The sequence below is a fragment of the Paenibacillus sp. S29 genome (genome assembly GCF_049319765.1).
Classification (GTDB): Bacteria; Bacillota; Bacilli; order Paenibacillales; family Paenibacillaceae; genus Paenibacillus; species Paenibacillus polymyxa_B.
Window position 1 is genome coordinate 111,887 of record NZ_JBMOUI010000005.1, and the last position, 24,010, is coordinate 135,896.

At 45.1% G+C, this 24,010-nt stretch carries 22 protein-coding genes; 17 read left to right on the forward strand and 5 right to left on the reverse strand.

All coding sequences use genetic code 11. The features are described 5' to 3' along the window. Positions 1–105: 105 nt before the first annotated feature. Entirely contained in the window at positions 106–1,068 is a 963-nt protein-coding gene (locus ACL9RM_RS10325) for a helix-turn-helix domain-containing protein (RefSeq protein ID WP_250266397.1), read from the forward strand. Between the two features lie 88 nt (positions 1,069–1,156). Here ACL9RM_RS10325 and ACL9RM_RS10330 read toward each other — a convergent pair whose 3' ends face one another. Further along, a complete protein-coding gene (locus tag ACL9RM_RS10330) occupies positions 1,157–2,737 on the reverse strand; it encodes an S-layer homology domain-containing protein (protein ID WP_250266396.1) in 1,581 nt (526 codons plus the stop codon). Positions 2,738–3,033: 296 nt separating this feature from the next. Next, a complete protein-coding gene (locus ACL9RM_RS10335) occupies positions 3,034–4,734 on the reverse strand; it encodes a methyl-accepting chemotaxis protein (protein ID WP_422759365.1) in 1,701 nt (566 codons plus the stop codon). A gap of 539 nt (positions 4,735–5,273) precedes the next feature. Here ACL9RM_RS10335 and ACL9RM_RS10340 point away from each other — a divergent pair. Further along, positions 5,274–6,476, forward strand: coding sequence for an MFS transporter (locus tag ACL9RM_RS10340; protein ID WP_250266394.1), 1,203 nt, complete (start codon positions 5,274–5,276; stop codon positions 6,474–6,476). Between the two features lie 117 nt (positions 6,477–6,593). After that, positions 6,594–6,755 carry a hypothetical protein gene (locus ACL9RM_RS10345; RefSeq protein WP_414126320.1) on the forward strand — a complete coding sequence of 54 codons (162 nt, stop codon included), beginning with the start codon at positions 6,594–6,596 and terminating at the stop codon, positions 6,753–6,755. Between the two features lie 105 nt (positions 6,756–6,860). On the opposite strand, the gene ACL9RM_RS10350 is transcribed toward ACL9RM_RS10345, so the two are convergent. Further along, positions 6,861–7,328, reverse strand: a complete 468-nt coding sequence (locus tag ACL9RM_RS10350; RefSeq protein WP_250266392.1) for a hypothetical protein — start codon at positions 7,326–7,328, stop codon at positions 6,861–6,863. 309 nt (positions 7,329–7,637) lie between these two features. On the opposite strand from ACL9RM_RS10350, the gene ACL9RM_RS10355 reads away from it, so the two are divergent. The 13 genes from ACL9RM_RS10355 (at position 7,638) to ACL9RM_RS10415 (ending at position 20,617) form a co-directional block, all read left to right on the forward strand. Then, positions 7,638–8,648 carry an ABC transporter permease gene (locus ACL9RM_RS10355; protein WP_250266391.1) on the forward strand — a complete coding sequence of 337 codons (1,011 nt, stop codon included), beginning with the start codon at positions 7,638–7,640 and terminating at the stop codon, positions 8,646–8,648. A gap of 36 nt (positions 8,649–8,684) precedes the next feature. Continuing rightward, complete coding sequence (locus ACL9RM_RS10360; protein WP_250266390.1) at positions 8,685–9,593, forward strand: ABC transporter permease; 909 nt, start codon at positions 8,685–8,687, stop codon at positions 9,591–9,593. A gap of 35 nt (positions 9,594–9,628) precedes the next feature. Continuing rightward, positions 9,629–11,221 (forward strand): ABC transporter substrate-binding protein, encoded by a 1,593-nt coding sequence (locus ACL9RM_RS10365; protein ID WP_250266389.1) that lies wholly within the window; start codon positions 9,629–9,631, stop codon positions 11,219–11,221. Between the two features lie 134 nt (positions 11,222–11,355). After that, positions 11,356–12,627: a M20 family metallopeptidase gene (locus ACL9RM_RS10370; protein ID WP_250266388.1), complete on the forward strand. Its 1,272-nt coding sequence runs from the start codon at positions 11,356–11,358 to the stop codon at positions 12,625–12,627. Positions 12,628–12,640: 13 nt separating this feature from the next. Next, entirely contained in the window at positions 12,641–13,576 is a 936-nt protein-coding gene (locus ACL9RM_RS10375) for a DUF1177 domain-containing protein (protein WP_250266387.1), read from the forward strand. Positions 13,577–13,639: 63 nt separating this feature from the next. Further along, positions 13,640–14,629 carry an ABC transporter ATP-binding protein gene (locus tag ACL9RM_RS10380; RefSeq protein ID WP_250260796.1) on the forward strand — a complete coding sequence of 330 codons (990 nt, stop codon included), beginning with the start codon at positions 13,640–13,642 and terminating at the stop codon, positions 14,627–14,629. Continuing rightward, entirely contained in the window at positions 14,613–15,614 is a 1,002-nt protein-coding gene (locus ACL9RM_RS10385; protein ID WP_013311307.1) for an ABC transporter ATP-binding protein, read from the forward strand. Before ACL9RM_RS10380 ends, ACL9RM_RS10385 begins: the two co-directional genes overlap by 17 nt. A gap of 214 nt (positions 15,615–15,828) precedes the next feature. Continuing rightward, positions 15,829–16,272, forward strand: a complete 444-nt coding sequence (locus tag ACL9RM_RS10390; protein ID WP_250266386.1) for an Hsp20/alpha crystallin family protein — start codon at positions 15,829–15,831, stop codon at positions 16,270–16,272. 259 nt (positions 16,273–16,531) lie between these two features. Continuing rightward, positions 16,532–17,542, forward strand: coding sequence for a phosphotransferase enzyme family protein (locus ACL9RM_RS10395; RefSeq protein WP_250266385.1), 1,011 nt, complete (start codon positions 16,532–16,534; stop codon positions 17,540–17,542). 80 nt (positions 17,543–17,622) lie between these two features. After that, positions 17,623–18,777, forward strand: a complete 1,155-nt coding sequence (locus ACL9RM_RS10400; protein WP_250266384.1) for an immunity 26/phosphotriesterase HocA family protein — start codon at positions 17,623–17,625, stop codon at positions 18,775–18,777. A 32-nt stretch (positions 18,778–18,809) separates the two neighbouring features. Continuing rightward, positions 18,810–19,328 carry a hypothetical protein gene (locus ACL9RM_RS10405; protein ID WP_250266383.1) on the forward strand — a complete coding sequence of 173 codons (519 nt, stop codon included), beginning with the start codon at positions 18,810–18,812 and terminating at the stop codon, positions 19,326–19,328. 36 nt (positions 19,329–19,364) lie between these two features. Next, positions 19,365–20,024, forward strand: coding sequence for a DUF2625 domain-containing protein (locus ACL9RM_RS10410; protein ID WP_250266382.1), 660 nt, complete (start codon positions 19,365–19,367; stop codon positions 20,022–20,024). Between the two features lie 56 nt (positions 20,025–20,080). Continuing rightward, entirely contained in the window at positions 20,081–20,617 is a 537-nt protein-coding gene (locus ACL9RM_RS10415; RefSeq protein ID WP_250266381.1) for an SMI1/KNR4 family protein, read from the forward strand. A gap of 79 nt (positions 20,618–20,696) precedes the next feature. On the opposite strand, the gene ACL9RM_RS10420 is transcribed toward ACL9RM_RS10415, so the two are convergent. Then, entirely contained in the window at positions 20,697–21,281 is a 585-nt protein-coding gene (locus ACL9RM_RS10420; RefSeq protein ID WP_250266380.1) for an RBBP9/YdeN family alpha/beta hydrolase, read from the reverse strand. A gap of 286 nt (positions 21,282–21,567) precedes the next feature. On the opposite strand from ACL9RM_RS10420, the gene ACL9RM_RS10425 reads away from it, so the two are divergent. Continuing rightward, on the forward strand, positions 21,568–23,313 hold the full coding sequence (locus ACL9RM_RS10425) for a methyl-accepting chemotaxis protein (protein WP_250266379.1): 1,746 nt from the start codon (positions 21,568–21,570) through the stop codon (positions 23,311–23,313). A gap of 114 nt (positions 23,314–23,427) precedes the next feature. Here ACL9RM_RS10425 and ACL9RM_RS10430 read toward each other — a convergent pair whose 3' ends face one another. Beyond that, a complete protein-coding gene (locus tag ACL9RM_RS10430; protein WP_250266378.1) occupies positions 23,428–23,997 on the reverse strand; it encodes a DUF1697 domain-containing protein in 570 nt (189 codons plus the stop codon). Positions 23,998–24,010 lie beyond the last annotated feature (13 nt).

The window sequence follows — 24,010 nt, forward strand, 5'->3', positions numbered from 1 at the left end:
TTACTCCAATAGGTCTGGTCAAACCATTCAAATTCGGCTACTATTATTGATAACGATTCTCATTTGGAGCATCAGAATGAATGAAAACATTTGAGGTGGACGCTTGTGAATTCAAACTCGTTATCATTAATATATCAGCATTATTTGGAAAAAACTCCGTTTAGACAACAGAATGAGCATACGTATATGATGTTGCCGGAAGCGGGTCATGGGCATATCTACCGAGTTACAACTTACAGCGGAATTGAGATTGTATATTCGCACATTCAATATCACGAGCCGTATCCGACCAATTTTTCTTCCAGAGGACAAATGATTGAACTTCAATTTGCGCTTTCCGGTCAACGTCATGTGAATGTGGCTGGTCTGGATTATACACTCCCGATGGGGCAGGGTGCTCTTATTTTTTTACAGGATTTCAAAGCATGTTTCCATCCTCCGGTTAACGAACAATACCAATCATTTGCACTTGGCATTCCGATTTCGTTGTTTAATTATGCGGCTTCACAGTTAGCGGCTCGTCGGCAGGTAGCTATTGAATTTAATCAAATTCTTAAGGGAGCTGCATTCCATCACTTTAGTTTTGAACTGGATCACAGAAGTATAGTGATGATTGAACATTTGATCAGAGACTTGAAAAGTGTGCATAAATCGCCTTTGTTAATGGAAGCAGCGGCACTTGAGATTTTAAATCGATTTATGATTCAATTATTTGATTTAACACCTATGCCCGAAGGTTTGTCTAAAGAAGATGTCAGAAAGCTACATATGGCTCGGGAGATCCTTGAATCCAGCATGATTGATCCACCCTCGCTGATCACATTATCCCAAAAGGTTGGATTAAACGATTTTAAATTAAAAAAAGGATTCAAAGCCTGCTTTGGAACTACTGTATTTGAATATTTGCGCCAAATTCGTCTCGATTATGCGATGAAGCTGCTCCGAAGCCAAGAAAGCAATGTGACTGAAGCTGCGATGGCTGTAGGATATAGCAATGTGAGTGCATTTTCAGAGCAATTTTTCCGGGAATACGGAGTGAAGCCATCCTCCTTAAAGAAGGTATTTTAAAATTTATTTTTTGACCGTTTTTTAAAAATATCAGGTAAATAAAAAGCTGGAACCCTGTATAGAAAGGATTCCAGCTTTTATTTGGTGCTTAATTCACGATAGTTTCAGTACCCTCTGAATTGATGGTTGAAGTATGGGTACGAGACGCTTCTTCAATATTTTTGAATGCCCAGTAATCTGCGGGTACATCCTTCCATGTAGCCTGGGTCGTACCTTCCAGAGGTCCTCGTTTTAAGATAGTGTTCAAAATTGTAACGGTTTCTACTCGTGTTATATATTGATTGGGTTGGAAGCTGCTGTCGTTAAAACCAGTAATCCATCCTGCCTCAGCTAGCGCTTTAATTGAATCTCTTGCCCAGTGCTTTTCGATATCGGTATAAGGTGATGCTGCGGTTTGTGTTCCTTTAAGCTGCTTCCAGGATGCGAGTATTGCTGCCATTTCTGCACGGGTAATGGGTTGCTCTGGCCGAAATGTTCCATCTGCATATCCATTCATGAAGTGTTGTGTCGTGAGTGCTATAATTGAATCCTTTGCCCAATACGTGCTAGGTACATCTTTGTATGTCGTTGAGCCTTCTTTTGTCTCCAGCTTCATAATCCTAGCCATCATCGTGGCAGTTTCAGCTCGTGTAATCGACTGGTCCGGTCGGAATGTGCCATCGTGATAACCGGTTATATATTTTTCATGCATAACCTCTGGTTGATCAACTGGCTTAATTTCCAGAATCGTCGGCAAATCTGTCGGTAAAACCGATGGTGATGAAGGTGTGGTTGTTTCGCTAGAAGAAATAGACTCACTACTATCTGTACTATCCTTCTTATCTTTTTTACTGCTACTGCTGCCGTTTCCAGTAGTAGCACCAGTTCCGCCAGTATTACCAGTGTCTGCATCTCCATTTACAACCTGTATATACGCTTCAGATCTACTGGGGACAAATCGAGCATCTCCACTGTAAATAGCAGTGATCGAGTGACTTCCCACACTTAAGTCGCTTGTAGTGTAGTACCCATTGGCATAGCCATTCGAAATGCCCACTGGCTCCATCGTAAGCGTATCTAATACATCCGTGCCGTCCATAAGGATGACCGTTCCGGTTAAATCGCCAGAAGTCTGTGGGTTTGAAGTTGTCCTCACGCTAAATCTTACTTCTTGACCTTGCTTAGACGGATTCAGCGAACTCAATACTGTAGTTGCTGTAGGTCTCAGTGAAGTTGTAGGCGCAGGTGCATTTACGACCTGAATGTATGGCTCAGATGTACTGGGGACAAATCGAGCATCCCCACTATATATAGCAGTAATCGGGTGACTTCCCACACTTAAATTGCTTGTGGTATAGGTCGCAGTGGCATATCCATTTGCAATCCCATTTGGCGTCATCGTAAGCGTATCTAATATATTCGTACCATCCATAAGAACCACGGTGCCAGTTAAATCCTTCGTAATTTGTGGGGTTGAGATGGTTTTGATGCTAAACGTTACGGATTGACCTTGTTTAGAAGGATTTGTCCAACTCGTTACCGTGGTTTCAGTAGCATACACAGCATCTGTTACACTAGGTACTGGTGAGGAGGTTGCATACACAGCACTCTCGGAAAAACTCCATGTCCAGGTCCCAAATAAGACGATAACAGCAAGATAAGTTAAACAAAAAGACTTGAATTTACTCATAAACTTCCTCCATAAATTTCCGGTGTCACGATGAGCTTACTAAGATTCTCCATGATGACTAACCTACTAATATGATTTCTTACACTACTGGATTACTATACTAAATGCTTCTGAACCAATTCTGAACAAAATCAACTAAAACCGTGTCAAATTTAAATAGATAGAAGAGGGTCACAATTTACGAGACTTTTCGGCAATTCCTCAGAACAATGCAAAAAGGGTCAACCAGAAAGAACTGGTTGACCTCATAATATGAATAACAGTTTAGCGTGATGTTTTGGAAAGACTTATTTCCGTTAGTATTTAAATTTGACCGTTAGATCCTGTAATTTCTGTGACATATCCGACAAGGTCGTTGCCAGGCTGGTGATCTGCTGCATTGAAGCCAACTGCTCTTCTGCAGACGCTGCAATATTCTGCGAATTGTCCGCCGCTTGAAGCGCCAGACTTGATACGTTCTCTCCGCTCGCCGAAATTTCTTGGACACTTGCGGTTATTTGCTGCGTGATGCTCGCGAGCTCTTCCGTTTGCTGTGCGATATGATTGGTGGACGTCACAATTTTGTTAAACTGCTGCTCCGTCTCACTGGCAATTTTAATACCAGAGTCGACATCCTGTTTTACGCGTTCCATGGTCTTAAGCGAATGCTCCATATCTTTGCGCATATTCTGAATCAACTCGGAAATCTGCCCGGAAGACTGGTTCGATTGTTCGGCCAGCTTTCTCACCTCTGCAGCAACGACGGAGAAACCGCGGCCTTCTTCGTCTGCACGGGCGGCCTCAATCGAAGCATTTAAGGCAAGCAGGTTGGTCTGCTGTGCAATATCCGTAATGGCATGCAGCATCGTGTCGATCTGTTGAGTGCGTTCATCCAACATTCTCATAACCGCATCGGTTTCATTGACGGAATGGTTAATCAGGTCCATTTGCTTCACCGTATGTTGTACAGCAGTACCACCAACGCTCGCCATTTCCATCGCGTCTGCAGACGAATCAGCAATGGCCAAGGAGCTCTCCGTGATCCGCTGCATACCTATTGAAATTTCTTCAAGCGAGCTGGTTGTCTTCTGGAGCATCATCTGCTGCTCCTTCGCACCGGCCGCCGATTCTTGAATCGCGATGGTGATGTGCTCGGTTGCCTGTCCAGTGTGCTCTGCTCCAAGGGTCAATTCTTTCGAGGAAGTAGCTACCTGCTTTGTGGACAGATTTACCTCACCGATCAGAAATCTAATATTTTTAATCATATGATTGAAGTCCTGTGCAAGCTCGCCGATCTCATCTTTTGAATGAATTTTGACTTCTTCGACCGTTAAATCACCGTCCGCAACTGCGTTAAGCCGCTTTGCAATCATGATGATAGGCTTCGTAAAACGTCCCGAAACAACGCTTACGATAATTGCTCCCAGAATAACTGCAACAGTCGTAATAATCAGGACAATATAAAGGACTTTGGTCGCTCCGCTGTTAAATTCGTTAAAATATGCTCCAGAACCGATGATCCATCCCCAATAAGGATCCTTTTCAACATAAGAAATTTTCGTCTCCACTTGATCTGTACCAGGTAAAGCCCATTTATAAGTGACGAATCCCCCGCCGTTTGTACCGACTTCTACAAACTCTTTTCCCACATGCACACCGTCTTCCGACACGGCATTCATTAAATTCTGGCCTTCATTTGAAGGGTTCATCATTGAAACGGCATCTTGGTTGACTGCCCACGGATAACCTGTTTTACCTACAGTATATTTAATCTTTATCGGTCTTTTGTTATTAGCATCTTTTACACCGAGCAGCTCGATGCGCAGTTTTTCCTGTGCTTCCTCCAATGTTAAATTACCGGCTTCGACTTGCCCATTGAGGAAACTAATCATACCAATTACCATTTGCACACTATTCTTAAGTGCCACTTTGCCTGATTCATTCATTTCATTCTTGGAAACAAAATAAGAACTGATTCCAATTACGAATGTGGGTACAATTAAAATAATTAAGCACATTATGGTTAACTTCGTTCTTAGTGATCTCACCTTCATATTTGATCCTATCTTTGTTTTCACTGCATTTCCCCCTTAGACATCGATATACAGACTCAACCCACAACTGCGCTAGTTACTAAAGGGTAAAAAGACTGTACATCATATATCGTAATAACATGTCAGGAAGTTAAGCCCTTTCATCTTGTCAGCGATGAAGAGACCGATGTGGTTCATTTCACAACGAAAGAGCGACCTTTATAAAAGAGACCGATCCTTTCAGAGACTTCTCTTTTCGGGAAAGATAATATCTTTCCAACCGTCTAAACTTCGTATCATGTTACGGCCCCCAGGTGAACTATGCGTCAAGGCCACTATAATCAACGGAACCCATTGGATCATAGAATTAAGATCATCTTATACTGCCCTGAAGGCTGGCCGCTGTTTTATATGCTAAATTAAATCCGTTTAACCGCAAATTTATCCGTATACAGGCAGTAGTTTCTTGGTATGCTCCGTATACTTCTGCATAGAGAGAATCTATACCAGAGGAGTGTGCGAGGATGAATAGAATCAAAGGGAGCATCTTTTTCAGTGTATTTGTGGCTATGCTAGGGCTTATGCTCATTGCTCCAATTATGCCGCCCCTTATTCGTGAGCTGGGGTTAAGAGAAAGTCATTCTGGGTTAATTATATCGCTTGGCTCCATAACGATGGCCTTAATGGCTCCAATTTGGGGGAATCTGAGTGATGCAAAGGGACGCAAGCCTGTGATTTTGCTTGGATTCATAGGGATGTGTGTAAGCTGCTTGCTGTTTACGCTTACTCTTTTTGCAGGATTAAAGGGTTGGCTCAGCGGCGGAATGCTGTTAGTCCTGCTGATTGTTACACGCGGCTTGATCGGCGGGTTTATCCCGGCGGTATTGTCATCCTCCCAAGCTTACATGGGAGACGTGACCGAGGGAGAAGATCGAGGTAGTGGGATGGCTATCATTAGCGCGGCCAATGGACTTGGATTAGTATTTGGGCCCGCTATTGCAGGCGCCTTTACTTTAATAGGCTTGCTGTGGCCTCTGTATTTTGGAATCGTGATTGCGGCTGTAGCATTTGTAGTGGCCTTGCTGGCAATTCCGTCTGCCAAGCCTGTTATTCAGCAAAAGCCAGCTCGGATTAACCCTTTTCAACCTGGTCTACGAATGTATTTGTTTGCAGGTTTGGTTACGATGATTAGTATTGTGACCATCCAGGTTATAGGTGGATTTTATTTTCAAGATCAATTAGGCCTTTCATCCGAAGAAACAGCAAGAGTGGTTTCCTTTGGGCTTATGTTTTCTGGGGCAGCGATGTTGATTGTACAGATCGTTCAAATGAAATGGCTTAAATGGCAACCCAAGCCGATGATTTTGCTCGGCTCTCTGTTTCTTATTGTCGGTATGCTGCTATTCCTCATGTCAGCCAGCATGGTCGTTTACTATTTTGCGTTCTTTATGTTTGGTATAGGTACAGGCTTGCTAATGCCTGGATTTATGGCCGGGGCTTCTCTTTCTGTCAGTAAAGAACAGCAAGGAGGAGCCGCTGGTCTGGTGGCCACTGTCCAAGGCATTTCTGCGATTATTGCTCCTATTTTGACAACGACGCTATATCGGGTGGATAAATATATTCCTTTTGCTCTTATAGCAGTTCTGGTAGCTGTTATGGCCGTCATTATGTTGGGGATAAGAAAGAGAAAAGGGAATAGTGAACTGGTATCTCAGAAGGCCAAATAAATAAAAGAGTGGTTTGATGAACTCATAGGCTTGTCTATTTCATATTGGTGGCGAAGATGCGGTGAAGTGGAGGGAAGGAATGTACAGGGTGCTGGAAGAAGAGGAGCGTGCTGCGGAATGGTTCGAGCTGTAGCCAAAGACAATACTGGATATACCTTTGAACCGCTGCTTCGGGGGGCGACCGAGCGGCGAGCGCTGAGTCGAATGCCTCGTTCCTTGCAGAACACGCGACAGGCCCCTCATCGCAACTGGATTACTACCTTTGCTTCTGAAGTCTGATTAATCTCTGCTCCAATTTGGTATCTCCCATAAATTTGCTGGCAGATACAGCAAGCTGATATTGATCGGTCCCCATATGGTTAGCGGCAGGTTGAAGACTCTCTTTTATCGTTTGCCATAACGATCGATATTAGCTGCATCTTTGCTGAATAAATATTTTTCCAAAATCAACTCTGGGTCAAACCCGGCATATGTATCGAAATTGGCCTCCTTGGCCTGCTGGAACAAGATTTGGTCCTGCTCACGCTCATACTTTTGCAGTAAAAAAACGGCGTAATACAGAGCATCGCCAATCCCCTGAAAACTGTTCGTCTCCCTGTCTATAATCTCATTAACGAGCAACCTTCTAACAATCGGTTCGTAATGCGGGGCATATCGATCCTCGCGATTATACATAGCCAAAAGCACCTTCAAGCGATTGGTATAATTGGCATCACTTTTTCCATATTTCTCACTGTGCTTCTCCAAATAGTCGACCTTCGAAAAATCGGCGTGATCACCTATTAGACTCTGCAGCATTTCATCATAGGGTGTCATCATCTGTTCCAACAGCTTTCTGTAGTTCGTTTCCAATACTGTGATTCTCCTTTCCTGATCGACCTAATACTACAATCCATATTTACAAAAAACAAGCGATTTCCTTTTAAAAGGGGATTGCCTGTTTTGTATTATGCTGTTTTTGATTTCTCAAACCGGATGAATACATAACATTTAAACTACATATTGAGTTACTTTAGTGCACGGACGACAAATTTCGTCATTATTTTTAGTTATTCAGGACGTGGAAACCGTTCTTGTTCCTTAGTACAATGATAAAAATAACAAGTGATGAAAAGAAAGGTAACAAAGAGACGAGGGATTACGGATAAGGGGGGACGGACTGTGGCCGTATACACACTACGTAGATTGGTACAAATGATTCCAGCACTGCTTGGTATTGTCGTCATTACATTCATGATCTCAAGAGTGCTTCCAGGTGATCCTGCTGTGATGCTTGCGGGGGAACAGGCTACACCCGAGACGATTGAAAATATTCGCAGCAGTATGGGACTGGATCAACCGAAGTACATTCAATTCTTTCATTATGTAGTTGGATTGTTCCAAGGTGATCTGGGTCAGGCTTATCACACCGGACAGTCAGTGGCAAGCGACTTTGCTACCCGGTTTCCAGCAACCATCGAGTTGGCGCTGGCAAGCTTGGTTATTGCGATTCTGGTGGCAATCCCGATCGGTATTCTGGCGGCAACCCGTAAAGAATCGATTGTTGATCACATTTCACGCGTGTTTTCCTTGATCGGTGCATGTATGCCCATTTTCTGGATTGGACTGTTATTCATTTATATTTTCTATGCTAAATGGGGCATCGCTCCTGCGCCGATGGGTCGAATTAGCGGTGACATCAATCCGCCGACGCACGTTACGGGACTTTATGTACTCGATAGTCTGATGACCGGTGATTTTGTAGCTTTAAAAAGCAGTTTATCCCATTTGGTTCTACCAGCTGTCTGTCTCAGCACAGGCACCATGGCGATTGTGGCACGGATGATGCGCTCCAGCATGCTGGAAGTCATCGGTCAGGATTTTGTTCGCACAGCCAGAGCCAAAGGTCTGCGCGAAGGAATTGTCATCTATAAGCACGCACTCATTAACGCTTTTATTCCAACGCTTACCGTACTTGGTTTGCAGGTCGGTTACCTGATTGGTGGAGCGGTTATTACCGAAACCATTTTTACCTGGCCAGGAGTGGGCAGTTATGTGACGGACTCCATTTTGGCAGCTGATTACGCACCGATTCAAGCATTTACCCTCGTAAGTGCGCTGATTTACAGCTTTATCAATCTTGGAGTCGACTTGGTTTACGGATTGATTGACCCACGTATCCGGTACGAGTGATAACAATGAAGCACAAAAGTAGGGGGAGGTACTCGGATGAGCACTGCAAGTGATTTGGTGGCAAAAGCGGCTGTACCTCAGCCCAATGCAGCCGCTATACCGAAACGTAAGACCTTTTGGCGATTACTGTTTGGCAATAAACTCGCTTTAATCGGATTCATTTTTATCGTTGGCTGGACGCTCATTGCCATCCTCTCATCATGGATCGTTCCACATGATCCTTATGTAACCGACCCGACGAACAAGCTGCTGCCGCCAAGTGTAGAACATTGGTTTGGGACCGATAATTACGGACGCGACATTCTCAGCCGTGTTATTTACGGAGCTAGAATCAGCATATGGACCGGAATGATCGCCGTGTCGATCTCATTTATCATCGGCGTACCGCTTGGAGCCATCGCAGGTTTCTATGGCGGTCGAATGGGCAGCATTATTATGCGCTGTATGGATATTCTGTTGGCTTTCCCGTCGCTGGTACTCGCCATGGCCATTGCTGCAGCGATGGGACCAGGACTGATGAGTGCACTTATCGCCGTGGGTATTGTAGGCATACCCGAATTCGCCAGGCTGATTCACGGACAAACCATCTCTCTCCGGGAAAAGGAGTTTGTTGAGGCCAGCCGGGCGATTGGTGTAACGAACGGAACGATTCTGTTTCGCCACATCTTGCCTAATGCACTTGCCCCACTGCTTGTGAATGCAACGCTTGGAATGGGCTTCGCCATCCTGACCTCAGCCAGTCTCAGCTTCCTGGGACTCGGTGTGAAACCCCCAATTGCTGAATGGGGCGCAATGATTTCAGAAGGGCGAGCGTATATCATTTCCGGTGAGTGGTGGATTGTAACCTTCCCGGGTCTTGGAATTGCGACAGCTATTTTGGGCTTCAATTTGCTTGGAGACGGTTTGCGGGATGTTCTTGATCCTAGACTGCGCTCTAGCAAATAAAAATAAATAGATCATTAAAGGGGAGAACGTAGGCCATGTTGAAAAAAAGTCTTTCTCTAATTGTCGTCTTGTCTACGTTGCTATGGACGGCAGGTTGTGCGAGCAATGCTAACAGCCCGTCCGCTTCATCTGGAGAGAAGGGCACAGATGCCCCATCCCCACCAAAGACGATTACACTTGCTTACTCGGAGGGAGGGTCAACCATGGACCCTGCTGAAGCAAGTGATCTTACATCGGACACCCTTGTGCTTGCGCTCTATGATCAGCTTGTGACCTACGGCAAAAAGTCTACGGATAGCGGCGAAGTGGCAGATACGGAAGCCATTAAGCCCATGCTGGCTGAAAAATGGGATGTGTCCGCAGATAACATGACTTATACGCTCCATCTGCGTAAAGACGTTAAATTCCAAAGCGGCAACCCGCTAACCGCCAATTCCGTGTTGTATTCCTTTGAGCGGCTTAAAAATTCCGATTCCGGTAGCTTCCTGTATGGTATGAGTTCCATTAAAACCGCTACAGCGCCAGATGAGCACACCGTTGTCGTTACATTGTCCCAACCCAATCATATGTTTCTGCAAATCCTGTCATTGTACAACTTCTCCATTGTGGATGATGTGCTTGTCAAAGAAAATGGCGATGGCGACTTTTTGAAAACACATGCGGCAGGTTCAGGTCCGTTCAAACTTGAAAAATGGGACCCTGCGACAGAAGCTGTCTTTAATGCGAATGACAGCTACTGGCAAGGAGCGCCAAATCTGAGCAAAGTAACGATGAAGTTTACCAAGGAAGCTTCCAACCGTGTACTTTTGCTGGATAAAGGCGATGTGGACATGGCGATTGAGATTCCTGCAAAGGATGTTTCGAAGCTGGAAACCAACGCCGATCTAAAGGTTCAATCCAATGCAAGTAACCGGATTCTGTATTTCGCCATGAATAACAAAGTCAAACCTTTTAATGATCCAAAAGTGCGTCAAGCAATTGCTTATGCCATTCCTTACGACCAATTAATCGACGATGTCATGTACGGTCAAGCGAAACAAATGAAGAGTTCTGTAGCGAGTAACACGCCTGGCTACACCGATGCGGGTTACAGCTATAAGCACGACCTGGACAAAGCAAAACAGCTGCTTGCAGAAGCGGGTTATCCTAATGGGTTTAATTTTGACCTGACACTGGGCTCCGGCTTCCAGGACTGGGCAGATGATGCCGTATTGATTCAAGCTGAACTTGCCAAGATTGGCGTAAAGATGAATGTTGTCAATGTTGCTCGTGCACAGTTCCTTGAACAGCAACGAGAAGGCAACCTGACAGCATACATTTCCAAATGGACTTCCTTCGTCAACGACCCTGGTTACCATCTCGGGTTTCTGATGTACAGCGGCGGTTCATCGAATTATATGCATTACGCTAATGCAGAAGTGGATAAGCTTTGGGAACAAGCAGGCAAAGAGCAAGATGAAAATAAACGTAAAGAGCTGTATGGCAGAGCACAAGAACTTATAAATCAAGATTCGCCATGGGCGTACCTGTATGAGTACAATCGCGTTGTTGGCATGAGCAAAGATGTCACTGGATATGTCTACTACCCAGATGAGGTTATCCGATTCTATTCATTGAATAAAGAGTAAGTTGTGATCTTACCTTATGCCTTCGGTTTTTACAGCCGAAGGCTATCATTTTACACCTGAAGTAGGAAGCTGATCCCGATGGATCGTAAAAATTGTAGTTGGCTAAATGGAAAACGTGAAGGGACTGAATGGAAATGACAGATTGGAAAACGTTAGTTCTTGATGAAATAGATAAACGGCAGGACGAATTGCTTGAGCTATGCTCGCGGTTGATTCAATTTCCTTCGGAAAATCCTCCAGGTGATTCACGCGAAATTAGTCAGTTCATTATGGACTATCTTAAAGAAGCAGGTATAAAAACAACGGTGCATGAATCCGGGCCGAATATGTGGAATCTCATTTCTGATTATGGCGCTGAAACGGCGGACGGAAAAAAACTGATTTTCTGTGGGCATACAGACGTTGTGCCGGCAGGGGATCGTACTCGTTGGGATTTTGATCCGTTCTGTGGTGAAATTCGTGATGGCTATCTCCTGGGCCGCGGCGCTTCGGACATGAAAGCCGGCCTGGGTGGATTAATATTTACCGTTGCGCTGTTCTCCAAATTGGGCGTGCCGCTCGAAGGTGCGTTGTCGTTGCTTGTAGTTCCAGACGAGGAAACCGGGGGACATCTTGGAGTACCTTGGGTGCTGGAAAGAAAGCTGATTGAAGGAACAGCTGCTGTGATCGCCGAGCCTTCAGGCCCGCAAAACCCGACCATCGGGCAAAAAGGAAGCTGCTGGTTTGAATTTACTGTTGAAGGCACACCGGGTCATGGCAGTTTGCAGCCAATTGCAGGTGAAAGTGCTATTTTGAAGGCTGCAAAAGGGATTGAAGCGCTGCAACAACTGTGGGACATCAAGCCGGACATCCCGGAAGAAGTCAAAGAGATCATTGAAATTTCCAAGCGTTATGCAAGCGAACGAGAGAACCCAAGCTATGGACAAGCGTTTGATCATGTAACGGTGAACATTGGTACGATCCAGGGGGGCACGAAAGTCAATGTGGTTGCGGACCGTTGCACAGTGCAAGTGGATTCCCGTGTTCCATTTGGCGTAGACCACCGGGATGTACTGGCCAAAGCCAAAGAATTGCTTGCAAGTGTTGGCATTGACGCGGAGCCCAGACAATTCGGATTTTATGGTAATGCCAACTGGACCCCGCCCACCGAGCCGATTGTACAGGAGCTTGTGGAATCTATCGCTGAAGTCAGCGGTAAAGAGGCCTATGGCGTACTGCAATGGGCAACCAGCGATGCACGTGCATTCCGCAAATACAATATCCCGGTATTGCAATACGGGCCTGCCGAACTGTCGACCATTCACAATTTTAATGAAAAAGCTCCGGTATGGCAGATCATTCAATCTGCGAAAGTATACGCCTTGACGGCGCTTAAATATCTGAAAACAACACAAAAAGAAGCATAAGGGGATCTGCCGTATGATGAAACAAGTTTTTGAAGTTTATGACCTTTTGGATAATCCGTTCGCCAGCGGGGCAGAAGTCAAAGCTTATTTGGAACAACTGGGTCAAGCGGAGATTACGATCACCACCGTGCAAGGTGAAAAGGGCTCTACGGATTTTATTAAAATTGTCATTGCCGGTAAAACGGGTCGCATTCAGGGGGGCGATTCTCCAACCTTGGGTGTAGTAGGGCGACTTGGTGGACTAGGAGCACGGCCGGAAATGATCGGATTTGTATCCGATGGTGACGGTGCGGCAGCGGCAATTTCGGCGGCGGCTAAACTTTTGAGCATGCAGTCCAAAGGAGATGTGCTTGATGGAGATGTGATTATCTGTACACATATTTGTCCAGATGCACCCACTCAGCCCCATGATCCGGTTCCATTTATGGATTCACCCGTAGATATTTTGACAATGAACAAATATGAAGTGACACCCGAAATGGAAGCGATCCTGTCCATTGATACGACCAAAGGGAATCGGGTCATTAACCATAAAGGTATTGCCATTTCCCCAACGGTACGTGAAGGCTACGTGCTACGCATTAGTGAAGACCTCGTCGATATTGTTCAGACTGTTACTGGCGAACCCTGTGTCACGTTTGCTGTAACAACGCAGGATATCACACCTTATGGTAACGATCTGTATCACATCAACAGCATTTTGCAGCCAGCGGTGGCCACTTCCGCTCCAGTGGTTGGTGTAGCCATCACGGCCGCTGCTCCTGTCCCAGGCAGTGCAACGGGGGCCAGCCACGAAAGCGATATTGCGCTGGCGGCCAAATTGGCTGTAGAAACAGCCAAAGCTTATGGACGTGGGCAATGCTCTTTTCATTCGGAAAAGGAGTTTCAACATATTACTAAATTGTACGGTACCATGAAGCATCTGCAAACGATGGGTAAGTCTGAATAAGCTTATTCCCTAAGATAAAAAGAACATGAAGGTTTAATGATGGACAAGGAGGAGGAAGAGGGCATGACACAACTGCTTGAAGTAACTAACCTCCGGACGGAGTTCAAGACTGCGGCTGGCACCATCCGGGCTGTGGACGGCGTCGATCTATCGGTTGGCAAAGGCGAAACACTCGGAATCGTTGGCGAATCCGGGTGCGGCAAGAGCATTACCTCCCTTTCCATTATGCAGCTCCTCCCCAAGGGACTTGGGAAAGTAGCCGCTGGTGAAGTACGGTTTAACGGTGAAAACATGCTGGATTTTTCGGAGCGGAAAATGCGCTCGATTCGTGGCAACGAGATGGCTATGATTTTTCAGGAGCCCATGACTTCGCTAAATCCTGTGTTCAAAATCGGCAAGCAAATTGCGGAGTCTGCCCGCTACCACCACGGTGTAAGCAAACACAAAGCAAAAGACATGGCTGTGGAAATGCTGACGAAAGTAGGAATTCCACGTCCAGAAAAAGTAGCCGCTTCTTATCCGCATGAACTCTCGGGCGGTATGCGCCAACGGGTGATGATTGCGATGGCGATGGTGTGCAATCCGAAGCTGCTGATCGCCGATGAACCGACAACGGCACTCGATGTAACCATTCAAGCACAGATTCTTGACTTGATGCGTGAGCTACAGAAGTCCGAAGGAACTTCCATTCTGATGATTACTCATGACCTTGGTGTCGTTGCTGAAATGTGCGATCGGGTCGTGATTATGTACGCCGGACAAGTCGTAGAAGAAACGGATGTTAAAACACTTTTTAAAGATCCCAAGCATCCGTATACCCAAAGTTTGCTAGCCTCACTGCCACAATTGAACAGTGATCAGGAGCGTCTGGCTTCCATTCCGGGCCAGGTTCCCAACCCACTTGATATGCCAAAAGGCTGTCGCTTTGCACCACGTTGTCAGTTTGCCAAGGAAATTTGCCGTGCAGAGGCCCCGGAGCTTACAGAAGTGGAACCCGGACACAAAAGCCGCTGCTTGCTACAGCAGGAGGGATATCATGAGTACACTGCTTGAAATACGTAATTTGAAAAAGCACTATCCGATCAAAAAAGGACTTTTTTCCAAACAAGTGGGAGCAGTCAAAGCGGTGGATGGTATTAACCTGACTGTACAGCAGGGTGAAACCCTGGCAATCGTGGGAGAATCCGGCTGCGGCAAATCCACAACTGGACGGGCAATTCTCAGATTGATCGAACCGACGGATGGAGAGATTCTGTTTAATGGCACGGATATACGTAAGCTAAACACAGAGCAGCTGCGCAAATTCAGAACGGATATGCAGATGGTGTTTCAAGATCCGTTTGCTTCGCTTGATCCCAGATGGACAGTACAGCAGGTGCTGGAAGAACCGCTCATCACGCATGAAAAGCTAAGCAAAACGCAGCTCAAAGAGCGGGTGGAAGAGCTGCTCGAAGTGGTCGGATTGTCTCCTTATCACGCCCATCGTTATCCGCATGAGTTCTCGGGTGGTCAACGCCAGCGGATCGGGATCGCAAGGGCACTGGCGCTTCATCCCAAATTTATCGTGTGTGACGAGCCAGTCTCGGCCCTCGATGTGTCGATTCAGGCGCAAGTGCTCAATCTGATGAAGGACCTGCAAAAACAATATGACCTGACGTATATGTTCATTTCCCATGATCTGTCGGTCGTCAAATTTATCAGCGACCGCGTGGGTGTGATGTACCTGGGCAAGCTGGTCGAACTCGCACCGACCCAAGCAGTGTTCAGAGAGCCGCTGCACCCGTATACAAAGGCGTTAATGTCTGCGGTACCTGTAGCTGATCCGGAAGCGGAACGTGATCGGATTGTACTTAAAGGGGATGTGCCCAGTCCAGAAAATCCGCCAAGTGGTTGTGCGTTTCATAACCGCTGCCCGGCAGCCATGGAGATATGCAGCAAAGTACAGCCCATCTTTGCCGAAGCTGCACCAGGGCGGCAGGTGGCCTGTCACTTGTACCCAGCTTCCACGCCGGAACAAGCGATAGCAGGGCAAGCCTGAGTTGGCTGCCAAAGAATATGTAGTCTCTTGTGAAGTCGAAAGGTCAAAAAAGGTCGAATTGATTGAAATCTAAAACTATTTTTGACAGATCGCTTAGGATCGGGTTATTTCAGTATTTTCAGCCTCTTTTGAACTTTGAGCCTCGCTCTATTCGGTACTATAATATGAATCGTAAGGAACACAAACAACAACCAATTAAAAGGAGCTGATTTTCATGTTTGATCTGGTCCCATTTCGTAAAAGAAATGAAGACTTCTTTGGACAAATGTTTAAATCCTTCAATGGTATGGTTGATGACCACTGGCTTGCTCCATTTGGCAGCAACTCTCAGACGTTTCGGACGGATATTCGTGAAGAAAACGACAGATATCTGGTGGAAGCTGAGCTTCCAGGCATTGCAAAAGAAGATATCGACATCGATATTGCCCATAATTATTTGACGATTCGTGCTAAACGGAATGAATATCATGAAGAGAAGGATGATACGAATAAAATGATTCGACGGGAGCGCCGTTCTGGGGAATTTGTCCGACGCTTCTATGTGGATCATGTTGATGAAGAAGGCATTAAGGCAAAACTGGATCAAGGTGTATTGAAACTTGAAATTCCTAAACGTCAGGGTGACGATCGTTCCCGCAGACAGATCCAGATTGACTAAAGGGGTATGATGTACAAGACAGGGCTGATCAATCAGTCCTGTTTTTTTGTGTATGTCCTGTTTAAAAAGACTCGATCACATTGTAAGTGAGGTATTCCTCCTTCGGTTTAAATTCTTGTGAATTAGAGTCGCTCTCTGCTATAAAATAGGCTATCTGCTATGCTAAAATAATGAAATTACCTGTAAAGCTATTATAACCATACTTCTCGCATGCCGGGGTCAGCCGATGCTATGGACACGAAGAAGGGAGGATACATCCTTGGAAGCAATACTAAGACGTCACTGGCCGGAGTGGAACGGAACGCTACAGAAACGAACCGGGGGTTGGAATAATACGACGTATTTTGTTAAGAGTGGTGGACGAAGCGGGGTGCTGCGCGTCTACGATACACACAGGGATCGGGATAAAATTGAATTTGAGCATGCGGTTTTGCAGGAGCTGAGTAAGCATTCTCTATCATTCAGGATACCCCAGCCTATTCCAACGGTCACGGGAGAGACGCTTGCTCAACTGGAGAAGGAAAGCGGCAAATATGTGTGTCTGTTCAAATACATAGAAGGCATATCACCCCTGGAGCAGGATTCAAGCTTTGCCTATTCTTTGGGCGAGACTACGGGGGAATTATCTGCTGTGCTTGCGACATTCAATCTTGATATGACTCCAGTCTATCGACCGTATTATGCTTTGCAGCAATCCTATCCATTGTGTAACCGGGAAACGGTTCAAGGCTTTTGTTTACATCCGCCTGAGCCTCTAAAGGATTTACATGAAGAGCTGCGATTGATAGGAGAAGTTTATGAAGAGATTACAGATTCGCTTCATGCATTGGAAGAGTTGCCGCATCAGCTTGTACATGGAGACTTGAACGCTTCCAATTTGTTAGTAAAGGATTCGGATCATAGTCTAGTCACTGCACTGCTTGATTTTGAATTTTGTACGCTAGACGTTCGGGTCATGGAGCCGGCGGTCATCTTATCAGGATTTTTGGGACAACCGGAGGAGGAGACAGCAGTTCGGGATTTTTGCCGGGGCTTCAGCCGCCAGGTTCATTTAAGCCACAACGAGATTGATGCTTTGCCTGTTTTGATGCTGTTTAGGAAGGTAGACGTATTTCTTCATTTTTTGAGTCGCTTTCTGGAAGGAACGGATCAATCACACGTGTTGCAAGAGCAAGTCAAACAGATCTCTGCTGATTTGCTCCAACTGTCTACCAAAAGTAGCTGGATTCAGGAGGAGTTGATCCAAGCTGTAATGTATAGGAATAAATGAGCTGCATGCCATGTTATGTTATAGTCTCTGGAAAAAATTGAGCTGAGTCCATTGAGATGTACTCGGAACTGGAGGAGTAGATGAATAGTTGGCTAACGAACGCGTTACGACCGTACTTCGGGCTGGAGACGCTGGAAGAACATTGGGACGTGGTAGAAATTAAAAATGGATACTTTATTTGTATGGATGGGAATGTCATTCGCAAGCGAATTTCTTCCACTGAGGATACTTATGGAGAAACCGATGTAGAGATTCTTACGCGTGACCGGGCATTTGTTTTGCCTAAAACGGCTCGTGGCAAAGAGAAAAAGCTGAATTACACAAGTGTTTCGAGCATCAAGGCAGAAGGCGTAACCTTTTCAGCAGGCATACGAAGGGATCGTCCTCTTAGTTATGTTACTGCTGTGAATAGCAAAACGGGTGTGAAACTCCCTATTACGGGATGTGAGCATTTACATAGTAAAGAAGAGATCATCGATTGGCTTCAGCAATATCCGTCACTTGTGCCCAAGGATTACGATCGCAGGTTGCACCGACTGAAGCATATGAAAAACCAGCGTTATAAAACGGTCCCGGGAGACATCTTCCGCGTGGAAATAGACCTTTTCACAGATGGATATGTACTGGTCATTGGAGATCTGCGCCAAATGCAAAAGGATCAGTTGTTTGCAGAGGAAAGCATTTGGAACAGTGTCATGACCATGCCTTTATTCGTGCGTCCGTATTTGTTTACGAGTCGTGACCGTTCAACAGCTTTGGAATCTATCACAGCCGCCCCATTATCCGAAACGACCTGGATTGTTATGGATGATTCCTTTATGCGGGGTGCCTATGAGTGGGTAGGGCATAAGCTGTTAGTGGAAGAGGATATTTTGTTCCCCATCGGCTATGGCTGTAGTACGGATAGCAGGAAAGAAAGAACGTATAGTCTATCCTGGGGAACGGGCACGGTTTCCAAACCGGAAGGGGATACAGTGTTCAAGTCTTCGCAAAATTTTTTAAATAATGGTGTGTATTCAAGTGTCGTTGCCGACTGCTTTGGACCCTGGGAAGAGCGGGAGTGGCACAAAACGCTGGATAATCCGTTGCATCGGGAGGAGCGTCGAAAAGCACTGGCCGAATTCGGATTCCTGGAAGACATTTCGTATGATGAGTTCAACCGCCAAGCGGGAGGACTGACACGTTCAGAATATCTCGCATATTTGATAAGAATCTATGGCGGGAAAAAAGGATGACAACGGATTTAGTTCTTTAATAGGAGGAGCACATGAAGTATCTTAAAGATTGCCCGGAGCCAGGCATGGGAACCTGGTATTTTGAAATAGATTCGGATGGAATAGCCTATCGACAAATTGTCATCCAGGATGATGGCACGTATATCGCCTCTAATCGCAAGCACGAGCAGTATCATTTCTTATTAGCTGAGAAAGCGATTGATGATACAGAGCCCTATTATACGCAAATTACAAAAAAAGAGTTTGAAGAAATCTGGTCCAATTATCTTCACACCTTCAACCAGAAATGGCATCAAATCAAAAGTGGCCTGCCCGTTGGGACTAAGGTAAAGGGTTATATTGAAGCGTTTTTCCCACACGGTACGATTATTCATATTTTCCAGCATCATGCGGTCGGATTGTCAGACACTCGTACATATGAGGAAAAGACACCATCCGAGTGGATGTATCCGAAGCATGAGGTCACGGCAATTGTAAAAGGATACGACGAAGTGAATCAGTGGGTGATTTTAGATCAAATGCAGGTTTTCAAAAATCAGTTCGCGGGTTGAAAGGGAATTTTAGGATATGCGGGAAGGGGAATGAACATGCATACTTTAAAGGTTGATGAACTGGTGGATAAGGATAACCATGCATGGGAAGAGGTCACAAATATTCTGAAAGAAGGCCGGAATTCTCATCACATTGTATCGGCCGAATCGGAATCCGCTCCAGGGGACACGCTGTATCGTTTGCAGGTGAGTACGAAATCGTATTTGGGAACAGTTGCCTATGAGACAGGAGGAATCGTGTTTGATTACGGTTGGATCACCTTGCTGGGTGCAGGTGGCTCTGGAATTTTTGGTAGCTTGACCTCATGGAACGGGCTTCAGGAGCCAGAAAGTGTTCCTGCACTTGAGGGGATGCTGATTGTGGCTTATGATGCAGCAGGTGGATTTTTTGGATTGGATACAGGGAAATTCGGACGTAGCGGTCATATCTATTATTTTGCACCAGATGCATTAGAATGGGAATCCACAGAGCTGGCCTATTCCGGTTTCTTGGGCTGGTTGGCTGAGGGAGATTTAGACTTGTTCTACCAGACATTCCGCTGGAACGGTTGGCAGAAGGATATGGAGCAACTTCAGCCGGGAGAGGTATTTGCATATTATCCGCCGCTATGGACTCAGGAAGGTGGAGGGGAGACCAGCAGCAAGTCGCCTATAGACATTACAAAAGCATGGCAGGCGGTAGTGGATAAGGAATAGCTTGCTCGGTAGAAATAACAACTCTTAGAGGCATCGAGGTATGGAGGTTGGTTGATATGTGGAGTATTCACTTTGAACAACCGTTTGTAATAAGTCAGGAAGCAACGGATGAACAAATCGCGAATTTTTTGAAAACATGGAACATAAAGCTATCCGAGCAAGAGATTCACGAAATCAAGCAAAGACAAGTGAACCCTTTTCCAAAGTCGTCTCCATTCCATGATCAATATAAACCTTTAGATCCTGTGGGCTGGCTTCTGCCCCAAGGGCAATTTCCTGACAGCTATATGGATTTTTTGAGATACTCTAACGGCGGGGAGTTTCAAAATGGAGAACGTTATTTTCAGTTTTTCAATACCGAAGATTTGAGAGAAATGAACCTCGCCTACGAGTTACCGGAATATATGCCGGGTGCTGTGTCGTTTGCGATGGATGGGTGCGGAAACCACTATATGTTTGATATGAGAGAGGAAAAAAGAAACAATGAGTATCCCGTTCTTTTTGCTCATTCTGGTAGTTTGGGATATGACGAATGTGAACAGGTTGCCCATTCATTTATAGAGCTGTGTACGGAAAAATGGGCATTGTATTGATGTATTGAACCCGCAATAATGAACCCTTCGCCGGTTTCATTTTGCGGGTTATGTAAGTTTCCACACTATGCCTGTCATGCTACTTATTTGCATTCATCATTTCAATTAACACTTGATGTACCATCGGTAAGGTGGTAAAACCGTCACTTTGTAAAAAGTGTCCTCCATGGTCTACTTCATGGAAATCGGCTCGGATGTCTTCAGCTAGTTTCTTACTGAGTGCAAAGGGCACAATTGTGTCATCCTTTGAAGCGATAACTGAACGCGCTTTTAGCGAATCCATGATTTGCTGATAATCCAAATGGCCATTTGTAAATTCATCTAATGACGGTAGACTCGGCACTGGATCAGTAAAACCGGAAACGAAAACGAGACCACCTAGTGGTTCTGGGATACTTACTTGCTGTAGGTATCTTAATATGGATACACATCCCAAGCTATGACCAATAAAATAGGTGTCTTTATGTAGAACTTTAATATTTTGTAATAGATGCTCGATCCACTCATTAAGTTTGGGGGATTGCGAGTTGGGCATCTCCAGTATACCTACCGATACTCCATCTTCCTGTAATTTGTCTTGTAACCAAGGGAACCAATGATCGGCTGGCGAAGCTGTGTATCCGTGGATTATATATACTTGTTTTTTATTTTGTATGTTTGTCACAATACTTTCTCTCCCATCATTCAGCGTCGTTGTTTATATGTGCCCCACTTCGTGTAAGGACTCCTCTTCTAGTTTAGCAAATTCTTTAAGCCCATGAGTATCTAAAATTTTGAGTTACATAGCAAGTCTAACTATGAAATTGCCTACTATAATATTCTTATTTTTGCAGTACCGTTATTTTACTTATAAATTTAAGCGCTTTCTACCGATATATAGATATATATATTATCACGTTCTGTGATCTGCAGCGTGAACTATTATCCATAGACGATCTGGAGGGGTTTGGATGAGTAACAAGCTATTAGACAGGACTAAAAAAGGAAAGGGTTTTAGAGATTTAAAGGTTACGACAACGATGATCTCCATGATTGTAATCAGCTTAGTGGGTTTACTCATTGTATCGTTGGTAGGGGTTATCGGGATGTATCAAGCTAAAGAGGGTCAAGGTATTTTGTATGTGGATCGCTTTCAACACCAAACGAATATTCTTGAAGTCAAAAGTGATTTCTACAATATGCGGGCTAATTATACAAAAATACTTGACAATAAGGAGTACACAGATAAACAGTATAAGCAAGTGCAGAAAGGAAAAGATAGCGTTACAACCGGACTAAATGAATTCTCACAAAGGAATTTGGATGCTAAGGAACAGAAATTATACGAGGAACTACAGGGGAGTATAGACACATATTATCAGGATATTGAGCAAATCATGGCAGTCAAAAAAAATAGCGGAACGTATGACACGGAAGAGAGAGGCCGGATTAATAAATCCAGTACGGCAATTGTTACGATGTTGACTACGATTTCAGATTATAACAATGAGCAATCCTCCAACTTATATCAAAATACGCAAAATGAGATTAAAATGCGCACAATTGTTTTGATCACGGTTCTGGCACTCGTGCTGGCTATTCTTATCACCATCTCCTTTGCGGCCATTCGAAATATCCGTTTTCGGATGAGTACAATTACGAAATACTGTGAGGAGATTACCCAAGGGAATTTAACGGCAGCACTTGATCCTACCTTGCTCAAAGGAAATAATGAGATCGCTGTCATTGCTCGTGCCATTCAACAAATGACAGATTCAACCTCAATGGTCATAACGGGGGTTATCAATGAGTCACGCCAAATTAACCAACTGAGTGACCAGACGAATCAAAATATGACAGATCTCAATGAGCGGATTAGAGATGTATCTGCCACGGTCGAACAGCTGTCAGCAGCTATGGAAGAGACTTCGGCATACACCGAAAATATGAACCATTCTGCGGAAGAAATGCAGCGGGCAGCAGAGTACATTTCGGTCAAAACTCAAGAAAGAGCTCAGTCTGCCAATGATACAAGTGTAAAAGCCGAAACATTGAAGCATGCGGCTAGTGAATCCAATAAAGCGGCCAAGGAAATTTACCGGAAGGCCAATGAAAAGATGAAGGAAGCGCTAGAACGAGCCAAGGGCGTAGACCAAATTCGTTTACTTTCTCAGTCCATCTTAGAAATTACGGCACAAACCAATTTGCTGGCTCTAAATGCATCCATTGAAGCGGCTCGTGCGGGTGAGTCAGGTCGAGGGTTTGCGGTTGTGGCTAACGAGATTCGCAAGTTGGCAGACGGCTCCAAACACGCAGTAGACCAAATTCAGAGTGTTACTCAAGAAGTTGTGCAATCTGTTGAGAATTTAACTACTAATGCCGAAGAATTACCGCACTTCCTGCAAGCCCAGGTAGGCAAGGATTATCAGCTGCTTGAGGATACAGCAGGACAATATTACAATGATGCCGTTGAGCATACGAACACGGTCAATGATTTGAACGCCACCTCTAAGCAGGTGAATGAAACGATCCAAACCATGGTGAGAGCAATCCATGAGATTGCAACAGCCAGCGAACAGTCTGCTATATCCACTCAGCACATTGCAGAGAATATGGTTTCATCGACGGAGAAATCTCTTGAAGTGGCACACCAATCTGATCAGGTGAAGGAAAGTGCTGCGCGACTGAATGAACTGGTCGAAGGATTTAAAATTTAACGAGGCCCATCGTAAAGACTAGGGAAAACATTCCATCGAAGAAAAACAGTTGGGGAGCCGAACAATAGGCTCCCTTTTTGAGTTTACTCTTCCAAGATTGCTTTTGGACTACAGTCAGGAGCTCGTATCCCGTAGCTCTTCCTGTTCAGCCATTTGCATCAGCTTATAAATCTGACGAGTTGTGTTCACATTCCGCACCGTCATTTGCTGATACAGCTTGGAGCCGACTAATTTCGTTAACCCGCTTTTTGTGACTTGTTCTTTGCTGACAGAAAACAGAACGGCCCCGTTCGTATATATAACATGCCCAATTCCTGGTTTCAAAGGAAGCTTGTCTAGTACGGAAATATCGTTAATTTCATCCCACAGAAACATTACATCACTTTTCATCTGTGTATCATTAGACCATTCATTCGGTAGTGCCTCCATAATGCTCTGAATCTCCTTTATATTACGGACGATGACACGGATGGGTAAGCTAAAATCCTCCAGAATCGCCTGTTCCAGTACGAGCGATAGCTCCTGATTGGACCGCCCCTGACTGGAAAAAACGATATTTCCAGAATTGATGTAAGTCGTCACATGTCCCATACCTGCATGTTCAAACGTTTGCTTGAGCTTCTTCATCTCGATCTTGTTGTTGCCGCCAACATTGATGCCCCGCAGTAATGCGATATAGATCATATAAGCTCCACCT